General features: G+C 46.2%; 7 protein-coding genes. All 7 read right to left on the reverse strand.

The window, feature by feature from the left end; translation table 11 throughout:
- Positions 1–45 precede the first annotated feature (45 nt).
- Complete coding sequence (locus tag HGH90_RS29870; protein WP_168764672.1) at positions 46–435, reverse strand: hypothetical protein; 390 nt, start codon at positions 433–435, stop codon at positions 46–48.
- 81 nt (positions 436–516) lie between these two features.
- Entirely contained in the window at positions 517–852 is a 336-nt protein-coding gene (locus tag HGH90_RS29875; protein WP_168764673.1) for a hypothetical protein, read from the reverse strand.
- Between the two features lie 227 nt (positions 853–1,079).
- Positions 1,080–9,350 (reverse strand): RHS repeat protein, encoded by an 8,271-nt coding sequence (locus tag HGH90_RS29880; protein ID WP_169192628.1) that lies wholly within the window; start codon positions 9,348–9,350, stop codon positions 1,080–1,082.
- Between the two features lie 6 nt (positions 9,351–9,356).
- On the reverse strand, positions 9,357–10,064 hold the full coding sequence (locus HGH90_RS29885; protein ID WP_168764675.1) for a hypothetical protein: 708 nt from the start codon (positions 10,062–10,064) through the stop codon (positions 9,357–9,359).
- 7 nt (positions 10,065–10,071) lie between these two features.
- Positions 10,072–13,539 carry a hypothetical protein gene (locus HGH90_RS29890; RefSeq protein WP_168764676.1) on the reverse strand — a complete coding sequence of 1,156 codons (3,468 nt, stop codon included), beginning with the start codon at positions 13,537–13,539 and terminating at the stop codon, positions 10,072–10,074.
- Between the two features lie 42 nt (positions 13,540–13,581).
- A complete protein-coding gene (locus tag HGH90_RS29895; RefSeq protein ID WP_169192629.1) occupies positions 13,582–14,076 on the reverse strand; it encodes a hypothetical protein in 495 nt (164 codons plus the stop codon).
- A gap of 19 nt (positions 14,077–14,095) precedes the next feature.
- Positions 14,096–19,702 (reverse strand): PA14 domain-containing protein, encoded by a 5,607-nt coding sequence (locus HGH90_RS29900; protein WP_168764678.1) that lies wholly within the window; start codon positions 19,700–19,702, stop codon positions 14,096–14,098.
- Positions 19,703–19,710 lie beyond the last annotated feature (8 nt).

The following is a 19,710-nucleotide window of genomic DNA, read 5'->3' on the forward strand; positions in this document are numbered from 1 at the left end:
TTCTTTGCATTTGGCTAAAAAAATGATTTTCTCGTTTTATTACCGTCAATAAATGTGCTTTAGCACCCAGTTAAGGCTATCTGGAAAAGATATCCCATTCTTTTCAAAACTATCCGGGAAAATCAACAACCGACTTGTACCAGGATCCTTTGAAGAGTATAATAAAGGATACTTATGATTTAAGAAAAAGCTTATATCTCCTGCTACTATTCTATAGTATAAAAGCCCCCCATAGTAGGAAGTACCATTAACTTCATATTTATATTGCAAAACAACACCACTACCTCTAGTCCCAATATAATAACCTGTTACCTCGCCTGCAGTTAAATGAGCATTTTTTTGAAAATTCTTTTCCCTCCACCCATTAGTTAACAACATTATCCCCAATACTGAAAAAATGGCTGTCGCAACAATAATACCTTTTTTGCTAATCATAGTTACTCTTTTCTCATTTATAATATCCCTTTCATCAGGTTCCCACTCTGCTTCTCGTCCCTTTCTACTTCTCTATGAAAGCTAATGATTCCGCCAAGAAGGAAATTCTACTGTATCTCTTGATTTGACAAATTTATCATACTCAATCAATAAGCTATCACTTGGTGCCTCAACATGTGCTGTACCTTTGTAAATAAATCCTCTCCGATAGGAATAACTGTCAGCCACTGTGTCAATATCAATTACTTCCATAACACGAGAATTGTTATCTAATGCATAATTATCAATTAAATAAACTGGATAACTAAATGACAAATATTTAATTGGGAAATTGATTACGGCTCCTCTATCTTGTTTTTCCGATCTCGAATAAAATTCAATTAGTCTGTTCGTATCTTTATCATTGCTTACATACATAGCGGAGTTTAATGTCCTATAATAAGTATCGTAAACATAAATCTTCCTATTATTCTTTATTCGCTGGTACATTCTCTTTCCATCATACCGTCGGTACAGGTAAGATGAATACCAAGTAACATTAACAACAACAAATATTACCGCCATCGCAGTAATCCATATTTTAAACTGTCGCTCGTTAAACATATGTTATTTATAAATTAATGAACCTTAAAATATCGAACTTTCTAATTACTTACTTTTTCTTCTTCTGATTTATAATCAAAGCTCTTCCAGTTATTTACGGGGGTGGTCTCCTGCACTTTTTTCCCATTAATGGTTTTAACTGTCGACATAGCATCAGATGTAACTCTGATACCAGTATGATTAGTTTTAGGAGCAAAAGGGTTCTTCAAATTTGTCTCTATTAAATCTCCTATATATCCAACAATATTATCGTTCTCATCTCTCATAGGCGAAACATTTTCAACACTCCAAACCCCCAAAGCGTGTGTCTTGGCATTTTTTTCCGCCGTTGTAATTGAAATCGAAGCCAGCACCACCGTCTGATTCCCAGTTTTGATCGTTCCTCCTATTCCATAGCCTAAGGATATTCCCGCATTATCTTCTCCAAAAGTCAAACTTCCTCCCAATCCCAATTTAAGACCTACTGTTGACATAGAAAATCCTAATGAATTCATTGCCTGCTCAAATGTTGGTTTATGTATCCATTGATACGCAGCATCGCCTCCACCTTCAGCTCCTATAACCAAAGTTGGATTCTTACTCCCATCGCTTAGATCTTGATTCGTCGGGTTTATGGTAGAGGATAATGCAAATTGAGTTTTACCAATCATATCGTAAGCAGTACCAATCCGAATTGCATAGTTCGCGCCATAACCAAGCCCACCAGCTGTGTTGACACCAGTTGTCACTACCGAAGTTGAATTGCCCCATTCCTTTCCATCAATATCCACTCCGTCAATGGGTCTATTGCTTGCAAACTGGTACGGCGTCAACATCGGATAACTTTTTGTCAACGGATCCACACTCAAAAACTTGCCAATCCTCGGATCATACACCCTCATCCCATAATCCTGCTGGTTCCCCTCTCCCTTCACTTCATTATCATTCTCCTTCCCATTGAAACCCCAGCGATACCCACTACTATTCATCGACCTACCCAATAGCCCCATACCAAACGGCGCATAATCCTGTGCCGAAATAACACGGGCTTCATAATGATCTACTACGCTACTATCCAGGGAAACACCCAGTTTATCATCCGACACGGTAGCCAGCACATTCTCCAAATGGTTACTTAATTCAAAGACCTTATACCTACGCATAAAGTTAGTGAATTGTGCATCTCCCACACCGGTTAATTTATATACTTCCGGGAAGGTATCCTGTTGTACGGCGGTAATCCTGGTATCCATTCCTAAACGGCTGCTTCCATAAACCGGCGTTTCTGTCTGGCTCAACTGCCCATTATTAATAGCAGGGTCGCCGGATACGTAGATACTCATTACGTTACCGGTGGCATCGCGTACATAACGGGTAATGGTATTCCCTACTTGTTTGCTGATACGATTGCCGGCTGCGTCATAGGTGTAAGTGATAAGTGTGCCGTCTGCCTTCCGGATCCGGGCTATTTTTCCATATACTGTCCATACAACGCTATCGAGGTTAGCGCCTTTATCACGGATAAGATTACCTATGGAATCGTATTGGTAATTACCAGTCAGCTGATCGTCAATGTCGGTATCATACTGCCCTGCAGCGATGCTATCGTTTATCCACGACAGTTTGTTGGTGCCCGGTTGATAGTGGTAGGTCAGCTGGTCCATGGGCGAAGGCTTATTACCATTCCGATGATAAGTCAGAATGTTACCGTTGGCATCGTAGGTAATATCTTCTTTATAATCGTTGATGGCAAGCGGCGTCCAGGTGTTAGTGGTTTGTTCCAGGCCACGGTTGGCTTCCATGCCTACCAGGCGGTTCAGCGCATCGTACCTGTAAGTGTACAGCAAAGGGTCACCGGCTTTTGGCAGGTTAACGCTCATAGCGCCGATGTTACCATTGTAGAGCGGTTTCAATACGCCGGCTGCTCCTGCAAACGGACGTTTACCGGATACGGATACATAATCGCTGTCACCAAAATAGTGCAGACCAAATCCAAACACATCTTTCGCGGTGATGCCGTTGGTAGCGCCATCCAGACCGATATCTTTACCGGTACCAATGGCACTGCTGTTAATACCTTTCAGCCAACCTTGTAACGTATAGGCGTAGTCGATACCCTGTACCTGTGCCTGGCCAATTACCGACCGGGCCAACGGACCATGCTTATAGTACTGGTAGTACGCGTCATTTTCCCAGTATAAGCTATCGCGACTCGTTTCCACGTTGGTTAACCGGTTTTCTGCGTCGTAGCTATACCGGTGATAGAAAGCATCTGCCTTGCCTGGCTGATAGCTGACGGTATTGACTTTTCCGCTTACCAGGTCGTAGGAATAATTGATTTTCTTGAAACGGTTGCTGGCATTTACTTCTGTACCGGGGTTATAATCCTGCAATAGCGTACGTACGTTACCGTGGATATCGTAACTATAATAAGTAGCAGAGGCCTGACCACCAGGGATGGTGTCTGCTACCCTATTGTATACAGCGCTCCAGGCCACACGGTTGCGCAGGTTGGTAGCTTTCCAGTCTATTCCTTCAATAAATCCGTAAGGTTGGTCATATACAGTCCTGGTAATTTGCGTACGGCTGCTGCCAGCTGCCTGTATCCAGGCAGATAAAGCCACCGGATCACGACTGATCACATCCGACATGGAAGCACTGCTGTTAATTTCACCCACTTCCGTAATCCTTCCCAGGTTATCATACAGGGTGTAGCTATAGGCTGCATTGGCCACCTGTTGAGCGTTCTGCGATACCGCCACCCGGCCCAGGCGATCGTACCAATAGCGGGATACGCCTGCATCCGGCGTCTTTTGTTCCACCATGCCGTTGAGCGTATTGTAACGGTATTCTGTTGGCAGGCGGTGCTGCACGGTTAATGCTACGCCTTGCTCACGGGCGGTTCTTACTCTTCTCAGCCAGTCGTCTGAACGATCTTTCACCACGCCGGCCGGTGGTATGGTTTTCACCAGGTTGCCTGCCTGGTCGTAATAATATAACGTATAGTGATACTCTGCGGAATTATGCGTTACAGCAAACCGCTCCCGGGCATCCAGTGCTGTATTAATATAAGTGCTGTTGAAGTCATTTGCCACAGAATCAACGATAGCATTGTAGATAATATTGGCAATATTATCTGCCATAGCCAGGCTATCAGCGCAGGAAGTGACTGGCGTCAACGGATCCTCGTCATATACAGGTGTAGCGTTGCCGCATAACAGCCCGGTGTATATCATAAAACAGCTGTCTATGCCCGGGCAGGAAATTGTATTGGCAGTTGGCTGGCAATTGCTTTCCACTACCGCCACGGTATTGATGTACCTGTCAGACAGGTACAGCGTGGCTTGCGTAGCCAGTGCAATCAAAGACGGGTTGTCTGTTTGTGCAGTCAGGCTTTCATTCTTATCTGAACAGCCGCTCTTTCCATCTTTGTTGGCCAACATCAGCATGGCCTGACCGTTATATAGACCAGCACCAGCCAAACGGCCATCGGAGGCTTCCGCTATCTTATATACTTTATCGTTGCCTGGTAATTGTACATGACTGGTTGTTTGCAAACTATTGCCTGCTCCCCACTTGCTCCAATATACGTCTTGTGTGGAGGCGGCCGACATCACGCCCCCATCTGCGGTGGTAGTGGCTGTCCAGCTTTGGCTACCGGAGAGGTTTTTCAGTTGTTTACCAATTGCGGAGAGGCCTGTATTATCAATATCTAACAGCTCCCCTGCCACATTACTGCCGGCTACCACCATTTTATAGCCGGTAGCGGTTTTCAGCAGGTTGTTTACAACACAATTGCCCATACCAATTGGTTGGTATTGCATCATAAACAACTCTGCCCCGGTGGCCAGGTTCTGTTTAAACAGTACCGGGGCCTGTTCACTGCTCTGGCCTTTCATAGTAGTAGCAGCAATCAATGTATCGTTACTGGCTATGAGGCTAATCACGTCTTTAGGCGCGATGGTAGTATCCGTACTGGAAGAAGATGCCATACGTAGCATCCCTCCTGAACTGTTACCGCCGGTTTGTTTCAGCCATAACAGGTCTCCCCCGGGTGTCAATACACCGGTAATCCATTCGGTACTAACGCCAGCGGTTGTACGTAACCCTGCAATGGCAAAATTGCCTGTGCTGGTTTCCACGATGTCACTGCCTATAGCGCCGTTGGCATCTCCAAAATCGATGGTTTTATTCCACACCATGGTACCATCTGCAGCGGTTTTTACCAACAGCATGGCTCCTTGCGGGAAACAGAAGGAGTAAGTGGTACCAATACCAATATAGCCGCTATCTGCGGTAGGTATCAACCTGCGGAAAACATCGTCTTCTGTTCCGCCGTAAGTTTTAGACCACTGGAGATTACCCTGCAGATCCGTTTTTATAATGTAAGCGTCTTTCCCGCCCACACTGCAACCTGTTGTGCTACCTGCCAAAATAAATCCACCGGCTACTGCCCGCACGTCGGTAATGCTGTCCTGTCCTCCGTTGGAATAGGTATTGACCATCTTCCCGGTGCCTGCTACTTTAATACATACTGGCGTGCCACGATTAGTTGATTGATGGCAGCTATCCAGGAATTCGAGGTAGGTACCGGCATTTTCATGGAAGCCAAGCCGGCTATTCATAAAGGCAGCGAACAACACATTTTTCTTCCGCTGTATCGAATCCGTTTCATCATAGGCCGGCGTTACACCCGGATAAGCTGTCACAAACGCGTTATACAGGCTATCGGTTACCGCGCAGTTCACGCAGGGCGCCGCTATATTACATTGTATTAAGGTAGGTATTTTTACAGGCTTGGGCAGGTAGTTACAATTGGCCGTGTTGCTGCCGCAGGCAGCCAGTAAATCATCCAGGTCAGTCTGCGCAATTTTCACACCGCGCTTGCGCAAGAGGTAGGCAGAGAAATTAGCATCAGCAGGCAATTTAAGCTGCTGATATTCTGCATTCAGTGCATTGAGGTTATTACATTCACATTCCTGGGGCTTCTTAAAGCTAAAGTTGTTCGCGGTGGCTGGTTGTTTATCGTAAGGAGCCGGGAAGGTGATCATTTCTCCGTTACAAATTAACGGATCAGTGATCTGATGCCTATCGTTATATTCAGCCAGTATAGCCTGGAAGCTGGTGTACGGATTGGAAGCACCTGGTTTCAAGGTACTGGCCCCGTACGGATGGTTGTTATCCGCGCTGGCCTTACATAACGCCAGCAGCTTCATTTTTATCTCTCCTAAAGCACCTGCATCATACTTACAAGGCGCCAATTGCTTTAGCCATCTATCTGCCAGCGTATCTATCTGCTGGTAATAAACCTGGTTCATGGCATCCTGTGCTGCCTGGGCCTGGTTGGACGACTGCTGTATACTGTTGTTGATAGCATCAGCACCGGTTTGTTGCAATACATTGGAAGCTACCACAAACCTGGGGGCTTTACCTATGGCCATCAAGGCACTGGCTTGTTGACTTCCGCCCGGGCAATTACTATTTATATAATTATCGACCCCAGTCCGGTGAATGTTCAGGTATAACGACCGGAAGGTACGCCATACCATGTCCAGATCCGGGCCACAGAAGCTGCTCTCCGCCTGGGAAGGCGTGTAAGCCGCATAGGTATCTGAGCAGCTGGCAGTCTGATCGCAGATAGTCGATACAATGGCCATTCCCAGCAACGTCATAGGCTGGTTAGACGCTGACCTGAACTTATTCATTTCAGTGTTCAGGTAATCCGGCATCAACGCCGTCAATGGATCGGCAGTACTGCCCGACAGTGGCGCCAGGTATCCTTTTTGTTTTGCGCCAAAGTAGGTATCCGTAGCCAGGAAATCCTTTTCCCACAACTGCGCCTTCTTCAGCTGGTCGCCCGACACAAAGCTAAGTTTACAAAACTCCGGATGGTATTTTAACAACGCTTCGGCCCAGGATGGTTGAAAGGCATCGGCAAATTCCAGGGGAGGTAGCTCCTGTGGCTTTACCATTGTATTAGTCACCGCATTCAATATCATTGACGGGCTGCCATCTGCATTCAGATAGTTAATGTCGCTGCGTTTGTAAACCGGTGCCCCGTTATTACTAAATAATATCGAATAGGCAATGGCGCTACTGTTACTGCTATCGGCCAACAAGGCATATTGTCCGGATGGCGGGCTCATATCCTCCAGCATCATTGCCCGTATATCGTCGCCATCGGTGCGTAATGAATCTTCGCAACCAGCGCAGGCGGGAGCACATAGCAGCTTACGCTTTTCTGCCAGTTGCGCTTCCCTTATTTCCTCCAGCGTTGTACACACATTATGTTTCAGGAAGGTGCTATCGCGGTAATAGTCCATCGCCACCTGGCTGATGGATAATGTCTTTGTTACTTCATAAGTACCTTTTACCAGGTAAAGGGAGAAGGAAAGTGATAGCTTCCCATTATCATTCACCTGGAGATCAGGTGTATAGTTATGCAGTACCGTATCAAATGGAGCGCCTCCCAGGTGAAGGTTCCAGGCATCGTCTGTAATATGTACCTGCAAATCATATAGCCCCAGATAGCTGGTAGTATCGTTATTGCAACCCACTTTTTTCAACGTGGGAGGATCCATTTCGTAGGTAAAGGTATAAGTACCATCCATCAATACAGGAATAGAACGATGAGTGATCAACGCCTGATCTTCTTTAGCCGTACTGCCTGCGCCGGAGAGTGAATCTGTTTCTGTTTTTACTACTTTATCCGGCAAATCTGTGAGGCTTTTATTCCACGCCTCGCCGGCCAGCGCGGTAGCTACCGTGCGGCCATGCATATCGATATAGCTCACCGAAACCTGGCCGTTGGCATCTTCTACGGCATTTTTGCTATAGTGACTGCTTAACCCGGCTTCTGTACCAAACAGTGCATCCAGGTTTTCCTGCTCTGCATCGCCATAGTAGTATTTTGTTTCGTGGTTGCTGCCAATTTTAAATGCAGCGCCCACTCCTCCCTGGCGGCTAACACGGCCGGTATTATCAGGTGTATAGATCGTTTCTGTAAAAGCATATCCCTGGGCATCCGGCAGGTATTGATTGATGCCGGTATTTTTTTCCGGGTTGGCCGGTGAATAATACTGGTTGGCCCCAGAGCTGGTACTCATAGCGGGAGCGCTGGCCGTCAGGATATCGGAAGGTTGATTAATACGGTCATATTGATTTTTATCATACTCGCCTCCGTTGATAGCACTATTGAGGTTACGGGTATATTTCATTACCTGGTTAAGCGTAGGCGCAGGTAATACCTGTATAACCGGGCGTCCCTGGTAATCGTATAAGCTTTCCGCCACCACCGTTTGATTAGTGGTATTGTCTTTGGTAACCGTTTGACGGTTACGTAAACTACCATCATAATATTGCAATACTACTTTTCGCTTGCCATCTTCGGCAAATGAAATACTGGACTGCCAGTTCAATTGATGTTGATGCCCGTCGAAAGTATAGCTGCCCATACCGCCTGGGAAGCTGGAACTCCAGGCTGTTTCTATTCTCACATCATTATTCTTTTCCTGCACCGCTCTTACCCTATAAAACAGTACCCCTACTTTATCGTAAAGCAAAGGAATAGCATAACTATTTCCGGAGATGGTTACACGCGTGGTATTATCCTGAAAAACCAGTGCTGGCACAACGGGGCTGCCATACCTGTTGGCCTCCAGGGCGCTGGAATCTATATACGCCCATTCCAGGTCGTATACATCTGCACCAGCTACTGCCGGCCAACTGACAGTAATTTCATCCGTAGAATCTGTATTTGCTGGCTGATTGGACGTAATGGTAGTAATAGCATTGGCCTGGCAATCCAGTTTATATACCGGGTGTACTTCCATCTCATTATCCAATACCAGTGCGGGAATTACATTTCTGGACGCATTGGTGGTAACGCTCAATACCTGCACCTTTACCTGGTGAGCATTGCTAAATACAAAACTATTGCGCAAACTATAGGGATGAGCGGTATCATAATTGATCGTCAGGCTACGATCGGTAGAATATGTGCTCAAGTCTGGCGCAGTATAGAAAATACGGACGTTTACCGTAGCGCTGAAAGTATCCGGCAGGTATATCCCTGCATACTCATTGATACGCAAGGTAACGCTATTGCGAACCAGGTAAGGCGTGTCAAGACGGCTTTTGATAGCAGCATCAAAATATACATCATCCTGTACGTTGATGGCAGAATCTTTTGCCAGCTGGCCTTTGGCACCATCCAGGGTTCGTTTAATCAACACTCCCCGGCCCTGCTGCGCATAGCCGGCCAAACCAAGCAACAGGATACTGCTCAGGAGCAACAACAGGGTACGGGATATTTTGAGCAAATAAGGTCTCATATATTTCTATAGGTTCGGCGATGCTTTAAAAATCTGATAGTCGCGGTATGTTGGTGTAACAATGAAATCATCTCCTTTCCTGGTGAAATAGTTGCTTTCATTGAATCCATTATAACCGTTGGGGATAGGCTGATAGTTAACAAAACGGGAATATACTTCTACGGTGTGCAAGGTATCTTCTGCCAGTACGTCCATTGTGATACGGGTGCTCTTCAAATAACCACTGCGGGCATCTATGATAAAAACGGCCTGCTTATACTGCAGTCCTGCAGGATAAGTAAGTTGTAATATTTTCTCTTTCCCTTCTGTTTTAAGGGACCATTCCTTCACCTCTCCAACTACCTGGGAAAGGTTGGCCACGGCCACCATCTCTTGTTCCGGCGTAGTAACCGGCTTATTCAGGTACATGGTTTTATCCTGGTGAAACAGGGTAATCGTATACCTTTCATTAGAGATGGTTTCCACACCATCCATGAGGTAATGCAGTTGACGGCCGGCGATCTTCACCATGCCAGATACCGTGTCGGGAGCAGTGCCCGGGGCATCCAGGCGGGTGTAGCTGATCTTCACCTCGTAAGAAACCGGGCGGCTTATAAGGTCCTGTTGCATTTTTTTGAAAACAGCCAATAGCGCGGCTGTATCTTTCGATTGTGCCGTTGTTTGCCAGCTACTGCTGATCAATAGCAGCAACAAACACCATTTTGCTATTGACATACCGCTATTATTCATTGTCTTCTTTTATAAAACCGTTCCTTGTTTCTTTAATAGTTTTAACGCCCCGCTCTGTTTCTTTCTTCACACGCGTAAGGGTACCATCATCATCATATTCATAGAAGGTGGCGTAATTGTTTTCATCCAATTCGGCCATCAGGCGAAGGTTCTGCGGATCATACACAAAAGATTTCATGTTGGCATGATAAGGATGGAAACGCAGGTCATCCAGGTACACCCGTGTGCCGCCGGTAGTTGCCATTACTACGCTGAGACCAGTGCTTCCTACCGGGAGGTCAACTACCCGCTCATACCGTTGCCAGCCATCGATGATACTCCCTACTGGCGTTACATCTGCCGTGAGCCGGGTATCGCCGGCTACGAACAGGGTTATTTTACTATGCGTATAAGCAGTGCATTTACAATCCTGTTCCTCTTTTACCCACACACTGAAAAGCATACTATTGCCGGCCACCGGGGAAAATGGCGGTAATAATATGGTGCTGTCTACCTTCACATTACTCAGCACCTGGTAAGGGGTACACGCGCTGGATCCAAGGATAAACCGGGGCGAGTTGATGGTAGTTTCTGTAGCTATTACCGGCACTTTCACCTGTACAGTATCATTGGCCTCCAGGCGTAAGCTATAACGGCCGGTATGATGCTGTGTGGTATCCATTTTGGGGATATAGTTGCTGAAGTCCAGCCGCCGGTCTACCGGGCAGGCGCCGTCATCGCACTTACCACTTACAAACGAATAATCTTCAAACCCATCGAAGGCAGCCTCCCGGTAGCGGCTATTCTGAACGGTGGCCACCGGGATGGCATTGTCGTACCCATAGAGCGCAGCGTTGTAGCGACCCAGCGGGTCTTTATTCTCCAGTTCAAATCCTTTCTTGTTGAAAATGGTACTTTCCGCATTCCACACCCAGGCAGTGGTATCGTAGCTGGCGTCTTTTGCCCAGCCTTTGGTTTGTTGTTTCCAGAAACTGCTGAAGGCATCAAATGCACCGTCTGAGCGAACATTGGTTGCCTGTGCAGTGCTCGACTGCGCCCGGGCGCCATAGTAAACATAAGAACGGGAAGGACGCCAGTTACCCAGCATACCGAATGTATAAGGATTCACGCTGGTATCTGTCACCGCGCTATAACAATATGTTACATAAGGTGCCAAACGGATGTTTACACTGCCTTCTATAGGACGGCTACACATATCTGAACTGATAGATACATGATATACGCCTTCGTCTTTAGGTTTCACCTGGTGCAAGGTTACTATCTGATCGGTGCTGGTAAAACTATTAGGCCCGGTCCAGCTATAATATTTGGCGGTAGTAGGCAGGTTAAACGCCCTGAGGTATACCTCGTCGTTGATACAAAACAGCGGCTTATCAGTAGTGATCACCTGGAAATTGGCAAAGTCGAGAATGGTTACCCGTTGCACAATAGAGGCGTTACAATCATCGATGATCTTCACCTGGTAACTGGCGTTTCTCATCAGCTGGTAATTGCTGCTGCCATCGAAATTGCCGGTATAATTACTGTCCAGGTAAGGCCCTGTTTCCCCATTCCCATCTGCCGCCAGTTTGTACAGGTAATGGCTGGTGGTACTGTTGCCGAAGGCAGCGCGGATTTTAATATGGCCGGCGTTATTGGGATCGCCGGGGCATACCCAGCCGAGGGTGCTGTCGGCGCGGGTTTTCAGGGGAGAGTCTTCGAAGGTGATGGTTTTGACGTTGTCGCCGAAGTCAAATACCCACTCCAAATCCGACATCCCAATGGTATAGGTCCCCGCAAATGGCAATACAAACGACTCTCCTTCGCTAATAACTCCTACTGGATAAGGGGCTGTTGCCGACATTATTATATATTTTCCCCCTTCCGTACTCGCTCCAAATCGTACAGTTCCAGATGGCGTTATCTTCATCCCTAAACAAGTCCTCTCCATGGTATAAGACCAATGATAATAAAAGACATTATCATCACTGATATAAACGGGGAAGTCATAATCTTTCCTTTTACAAGGATCTGATACTCTAACTACATAATAGCCGGGAGAAAGAACCGATCCATCATCCTTGTTTTGTAGATAGTAGGTATAATTATTACCAGAAGAAACTGTCACGCCGGTTGTCGTAAAAGGATATATAATCCGTATAGTTGTTCCGACAGGAAAAGGACTGTATCTGCTAGACACAACAAATTGGCCAGCACCACTTTGCCCATATAACGAATAATTTGAGGGAGACGGCACCACACTATATGGGCTTATTGTATCCAACTCTAATACATCGAATTGTGTATCTTGATAAAGGACTGCACTATCCCCTGAAACGACTTTCAATTTATACTTCCCGAGTGGAAACTGCCGTGAATTTTGATATGACCCAACATTATAAGATACTGTATCCGTTAACACATAACCGGTCTCTCTATTTTCCAATGTTATAACCAACGGATTGCAGAAAAAATCCTGATAATAATAAAGTGTGTTGAAACTAAAATGGTTGTTACAATCCCTATTAACCGTATAGCGGAAACCAGGATTGCTAATCGAACGGATATTTCTTATCTCATCCTGGCAGGGGCCCTTTACATAGAACGCAATTTGCTTTCCATAATAATCTTTCATTGTTTTTCCTGCTGCCAGTAAGAAAGTGTCATTTGAGCCATTTAATGGACGATAGGGTGTCTTTGGACCGCTATCAAGAGATGCGCTGTAAACAAGTTGAAGATCATCTTGAGAATAACCCGGAAGTCCGGACAAATTCATATATAAATAAGTAATAAAGCTGTTACAATTATTCATGCTTGTTAGGAACGGACTTATATACCCCCCGGTAAGAGCCGGGAGTTGGGATACCTGCACCCCTCCTATAGCTGGCGTGGTGGAGCAAGCGTCAGTAACTGATACTGTATAGCTACCCACTGATAAACTATCTACTACCAAATAAGCCTGGTTGGTAACAAAGCTCTTAGGCCCGGCATAGGAAGCCGGATATGCTGTGAGGACAATCCGGTAAGGCAGCCTGCCTTGGTTCATATTTACCTGGATCTGTCCAGTATTACAGCTATGCAGTGCATTTCTTTTGAGAAAAACGGCGGCCGTCAACTCCCTATAACTACCTGGCACCGTTACATCCAATATCTGTGAAACCGGCTGCTGACTGCACAATGCATCCACTGTAATCCGGTAAGCACCAGGCTTTAGGTTCTGCATTACCGGTGTAGTACTCTGATAGATCGAATTTCCTCCCGTAAACTGTGGCGTCAGGCTGTAATGAAAGCTATCGAGATTGGCAGCATCAACGCCTTGAATGGATATGGTAATACGGCCATCTGCAGCACAGGTAGCACTGTCTATCACCGTTTCGATGTGCCAGTTACTGCATTGTGCCTGTAAACAGTTACCACCCAGTATCAGCACCAGCAACCATATTCCTCCTGCTACTTTATTCCACTTTATAAATTGTCCCATCTTCAATTGGGTATAGGGCTTAATAATATATTTACAACCTGCTTAGTCTTTGATATAATGGCAGCTGTACAGTACCTTAACTGGCTTCCCACTGGCATCCATATACCCGATAGTAAAGGGTCCGGCTGTTAATTGCCCTGTTTGATCGAACCGGTAAGGCCAGCGTAAAGGCGGTTGCTGTTGGGGATCGTTTGGCATCTTTTCCGGCCCCAGGGGAAGCTGCTTAAATTCCAGCACACCCGTATCTCTGCTGGCACAACTCCAGGTTTGCCTGCTATAAGCTTGCTTAGCCGTACATTCATTACCGGCAAATTCCAGGCGGAGAAATATGCTTCCGCTAAGCCGCTGGATGGAATCAGACGCGGTGATTTCCTTCTGTTGCAATAAGGCGCCTGTTTGCATATGAGAGTAGGTAGCCGTTACGCTTCTGATATGCCAGGTACCCTGCAGGCGGGCATCTATTGATGTTGGCTGCTGCGCCCATACTTTTACACCGGTCAACATCAACAGTACAAATACAATTTTCAGGATCTTCATAATTTCCTTTTTAACAGCGTTACTGGTATACGCAATTGGTAGCCGATTTCTTCGAATCTTCCACATGCCAGTTCTGCTTATATTCCACCATGGAAGCGTTAATAATATTTTTTCGTTTATCGATCACCAGTGAATAACCGGATGGTGTGCGTTCCAACGGATTTTTCATCATGGTAACAGTACCGATACTGGCGCCTATGTTTCTTCTGCCAGAACGGACAATTTTCATAGAGGTAATGAGCTCTCCCGTAACCGGCGCCCCCTCTTTGGTAACGAAGTAAATGCTAGGAGGATTACCATTCAGGGCATTGGCATCTACCGCCCAGATCTTTGTGCTGCCCGGGAAGGAAGCCAATAACGTAGAACATGCCGCGGTATCAACCTGCACTTTGCTATACATCAGGATTTCATCACCGGAAGAAAAATAATCTTCCACTGTGTAAGGCCATAGACTCGTAATTAGCTTACCCGCCTTGATGGTCACATTTTTCAGCGTGGTGTTGATATTTTTATAGGCGCCGCTCATACCATCGTATACCCAGGCTGCCGGGTAGTTAAACTGGTAAATAGAATCACCGAATTCATTCCGGGTAGCGGTGAGTAACACACTTCCTGTTTCACTGTCGAACAACAAGTTTTGTGTAGTAACCCTACTGCCTTTATTGGTGGCAATAACGCTATCCAGGATACCATGGCGGTAAATGACTTTGGTGGTAGCACAGGAGCGGAATTTCTTCTCCTCACTTTGCGGGTAAATAAAAGAAAAACTAGGGGTAAACGGCCAGGGGCCTATGGTAAAGATGTCTACACCGGCATTCAATACCATCCCCTGCGTTTTGGATACCTGCTCCCGCATATCCACCATCAGTTCCGCATCTAAACCAATGATAGCGCTGCTGTCTATGACTCCATTTGCATTCATAGACAGTACCCGGTTGTTCAGGTGCTTAAACTCCTGTTGTTGATTATCTACCCGATAGTAATTCGTAGTCGATGAAATAGGCTCACTTCCTCCTTCCGCATACACCGCCTGCGATTTCATCTTACCATTCATGTCATTCAGCTCTACTACAAACCCTTGTGATTCCACCAGGTGGCGTGCCGTATTTATCTTCAGAATACTTCCCAAGCCTGGTGTATAACCCATGCGCGTTACGCCGGGATCAAGTGCGGAAAATGATACCAATGTAGGGAAGTCGTACGTTGTATAAAAACAGGTTTCTTCATACCCATTCGCCGAACGGGTATTTTTGGTATTGATAGAGCGGGACTGCACCTTGCTATATCCTACTGACGGCGCAGGAAACAGCGACTCACCCATAGGCGTTTCTACATAGCTGGATACGGCAGGAATCAACTTTCCGATCCTGTCTTTATATACCAACGGGGTATGCCAGGAGTTTTCCTCCCCGCCCAGGATAGGCTCGTAAGAGGCAACTCCGCTGCTGATTTCCACTTTCTTGCCGTCTATTAACTTCGTAGTAGTATAGTTGTAAACAGTACCATACACCGACTCTTTCTGCCCGGTCATAGCATTCCAGTGGTCATAAATCAGGATACTTTTTACCCGCAAGCCGCCGCCATATTTTTTATAAAATGGGTCATTCAGCCGGGCAAAAGAACGGCTCAAATCCAGGTCTCTTGCGGCACCGCGTTTTCTACTCGCCTTGGGAAATCCTTCCAGCTCACTGTGTATAGAGTATACCATGGTAGCCAGCATCTTGATAGCGCCCACCGGCGACATCTCTTCCATTTGTGTTCCGGGATAAGCCTTAAAGGGCAGATTGACTTTCAGGAATTGGGTGGACGCATTAGCCAGCGGGCTGAATTTTCCCCCATCGTCGCCATCCAGCTCCACTGCGCGCATTTTGACGTAAATGGTATGCCCGTTATTATAAAATCCGTAGTCAAGACTGTCCAGCGTGGCATAACAGGAAATATATTCCGCTCCGTTATCTTCTTTGTCTGGCTCATAGGGCATTTTCACATTGAGCCGGAAATACAGCATATTATTTAATCCTTCCAGGTAACTTTTAAACACTTCTTTCGTAGAAGTAACCGCTTTAGGTACATTCATAGATACATACAGGTAATCAGTTACCGGTACGCCTGAGTAAAGACTGCCAGATAAATCTGATAGTGAAGCCGGCCGGTCTTTCGAAAGCCCTGCGATAGGCGTCATTCTGGCTGCACGCTTATTTTGCACATAGGCATAATCATCGCTCTCGTAGTTAATTTTCATGCGCCCGCCGGATGGCAGCTGAACAGAATCGAGTGTCCAGGCGGCAGCATTGGCAGCCATTAATGAACTGTCCTGCAATGTATAGGGGTATTCCGCATTAGTAATAATTTGTGGAGAAGCAGAAGGAGGATTCTGTTGCGGATCCTTATAATTGCCCCAACGATCGAACGACTTACTATTGTAGCCGGGATTCTTACTATTGTAGTAGAACACATAGCTGTTTTGCCGGGCGCGCTTGCTATCCCTGCTCTGGTTACCATTATAGGAGAACCAGATCCGCTTTAAGGTAAGTTTACCGCTGTCGTTTACCGGCGCATTGATACCACGACACAGGTCATAAGTATAATCAAAATGCACGGTTTTTATCGGTACCGCGTTGCTGCCATATTTCAGGAAGTCAGCTTTTGTATACAGGTTAATCTCATCCAGCTTTTTCGGCAAACCGCTACCAGTTGCTTTCCTTCCGTCTTCGGTAATGGGAAGTAAGTCAGCGCGGTCGCTCACTTTAAAAGTGGCCACCATGTTCTTGGATACGATAGAGTTGAGGTACCATAATTCCTTCTCTCCATATACATAACTTCCTTTATCATCGTCGAAATCAGATTTGAGCCCTTCATTAAAAGTGGCTTTATTGTTATAAGGAGTACGCCATTTATACCTATAAGCGTTCCCCGCCGTTTTTGAATAGTTAAACTTCACGGCATTCCCGGGATCATCATCAGAGATGCCATTACCTGTCAGGTCGACATAGTCGGATGATACAATACCGGTGAGCAAGAAGGTATGCGCATAGGCAGGGATTTCTTCCGTACTCAGGTAATGATCTCTTCCCGACGTATTTTTCACTGTATTATCCTTTCCATCGGTATAATCGGTAGTGCCCTCTTCACTGTTACCCTGCTTATGCTCTACCGAAAAAGTAGCATCCCTTTGTACAAGGTTATATACCGGTAAACCATATACGTATTTTTGTCCATCAGGATTCAATACATCTATTTCGGAGATGTGATGTTTTTTACGAACATTGTTAATCCTTCTTTCCAGGGACACAGCTCCCATATCCAGCGTATCCGCTGGTTCAGGCAGGAAGAAATTTTCAAGCGGGATATGTGTACCGTTACATACCCAATCCATATTAAATTCTCCATCAGCTTCCTGGTTCATATAAGCGACATTTACCTTATACATCTTTCCCGCTTCCAGGTTTACGCTGGTGGTATAATTACCTACATCATGCTCCCAGGCTTCCAGGAAAGGAACATCATTGATATAAAGTGCTCCAATGTCGTTAAATCGTACGTTGATATCATACTTACCCGATACTGGCGCCAATACTCTGCATTCCCAATCGGCGTATAAGCGAAAAGCTTTATTATTCACTTCCGTAAACATGGGCGGTGTTGACCTGGCAAACAGCTGCTCCAATTTCCAGAAATTGATATCGCTGAAAGTACCGTATCTGAACTGACTATCGTCTGAAGGGAAAGGCTTTACCCGCCCCTTGAACCCTCGTGCACTCTCCAGGTTTTCCGGCATCCTCATATCGCAGCTGTTAAGTGTATACTGGTTTACTTTATAGTTTTCTATAAACTTGTTAAGTCCCACCTTACTGGCTTCTTCAGCAGTGAGATAGGTGATGAGTTGTGTACGTTTGTCCCTCTCGACTTTCCTTGCATTGGCAGTTGTTAGCGCAGTTTTGTCGACAATCTTACCTCCCCGGTATCTCAACAAGTTACCGGTAGTAGATATATGCCTGGTTTGGTGGCCGGTAAGTTCTGGCATGACTACATCGGATTCTCCAATTGTTTTATAAAACGAGCCATTGTTAACAGCCATTTCGCCCGGGTTGCGGAAGTATACCGGTTCATAATTTTTGTCTACATCAGTGAAGTTGATCAGTTGTGCCATCGGGTTCTCATCTCTCCAGGGGCCATTGGCAGACCATGCGTGCGACTGCGTATATGCGGCCCCGATATGCGCGGCATACCCAGACCCCAGCTCCACGCCCCCACTAACAGACTTATCCCTGGTTTTCATCGGGTGGTCAAACACATAACCGATGTCATTCCTATAGGCCCTGAACATGCCACCTGTACCTTCGCCACTAATGGAAAAAGCGTCATAAGTATAAAAAGGCATAGCAATAGCCGGGTTGTCTTCTCTTGCCGGGATATCCCGCTCCCGGTTATAATCCAATAAAGCATTGGTTTTAGCCCCTCCATTATAAAGATACAGGTAACCGTAGGCAGGTAGTTTCTGAAATTTATCCGGCTCCGCTATATATTGTGTAGTTACATATCCACTGATACCATAATATGGATAGATTCCAAAAAGCTCCCCACCCATGCCGAATTGGCCTGCATATGCTTCACTGGTATATGGCATGCTGATGGTGGGCGTATAAGTAGGCGCGGCAAAACTGAAGGAGCTGGAAAGTCCTACCTTAAAGTTCCCTTGCCGGTCGCTGTTGTGAATGACGGCTAATCGCTGTGTCCTGGTAACTCCGCCTGAAAATTCCAGCGCTTTCATACCGGCTCTCGAATTGAAAGGTAGACCCAGCGATAGATTTCCTGCCATCCCACCTTTGTCATTGGCGTCCCGTACATACAGATCTCCGGAAATACCCGGCGTGAGCGAGATGCCCCCTTGCGTATTTTGTGAAATGCTCAGCTCACCTGTTAGTGTACCCGCACTTTTATTGCCACTACGGATTTGTGCGTTAATACCCTGTTCCATTCCCCAGCCGGTATAATTATTATGATACAAACCCAAATGGGCGGTGAATTCTATGGGCGTGCCAAAAATCTTACCACTGAAAGATCCGGCACCACCAATGGTCTGGTTGGTTCTGATGCTCAGCGTCTTCTTAATGGAATCCTCTCCATTAAAATCATCCGGTAATCCCCGCATATTCCTATTAATAGCGCCGGGGTTAATATTCCATCCAAGGCCCGTCCAGCTGGCTTCCTGGTCCATGGTAATTCCACTGTTATAGCCGATGGTAATGGGATATCCTCCTACATCCATCAATGGGATACTGTAAGAAAAATCACCACTGAAAAGATCCACCATTTTATCGCTGTTCACGGAGTGAAATGCCTCACTCTCCGGCTGCGTGGGGCCGCCGGTAGCCTTGTCTGCCTTCCCGGCGTCCTTCACCTTCTCTACTTTATCTGCCTTGCCGGTTTTTCTTTCCGGAATAAGCCCGTCAGCAAATATTGTTTTGTTCTTGGCTGGAAGTATGCCTGACGAGGAACTCCCGCTTATGACAGGATTCCCGGGAGCACCCACCGCATAGGCAGGAACCAACACTTCCATATATATGAGCGACAGCATCACACCCGCTATCAGCTTCTTCCTCTTTGCAGCAAGCGCCAGTATCATTGCACGTT

Source organism: Chitinophaga sp. Ak27, assembly GCF_012726295.1.
In the GTDB taxonomy this organism is placed as follows: domain Bacteria; phylum Bacteroidota; class Bacteroidia; order Chitinophagales; family Chitinophagaceae; genus Chitinophaga.

Bases quoted from the DNA above. Each gene is read 5' to 3' on its own strand.
- HGH90_RS29890 (WP_168764676.1), bottom strand. From the start codon at position 13,539: ATGGGACAATTTATAAAGTGGAATAAAGTAGCAGGAGGAATATGGTTG.
- HGH90_RS29895 (WP_169192629.1), bottom strand. From the start codon at position 14,076: ATGAAGATCCTGAAAATTGTATTTGTACTGTTGATGTTGACCGGTGTA.
- HGH90_RS29900 (WP_168764678.1), bottom strand. From the start codon at position 19,702: ATGATACTGGCGCTTGCTGCAAAGAGGAAGAAGCTGATAGCGGGTGTG.
- HGH90_RS29885 (WP_168764675.1), bottom strand. From the start codon at position 10,064: ATGTCAATAGCAAAATGGTGTTTGTTGCTGCTATTGATCAGCAGTAGC.
- HGH90_RS29875 (WP_168764673.1), bottom strand. From the start codon at position 852: ATGTATGTAAGCAATGATAAAGATACGAACAGACTAATTGAATTTTAT.
- HGH90_RS29870 (WP_168764672.1), bottom strand. From the start codon at position 435: ATGATTAGCAAAAAAGGTATTATTGTTGCGACAGCCATTTTTTCAGTA.
- HGH90_RS29880 (WP_169192628.1), bottom strand. From the start codon at position 9,350: ATGAGACCTTATTTGCTCAAAATATCCCGTACCCTGTTGTTGCTCCTG.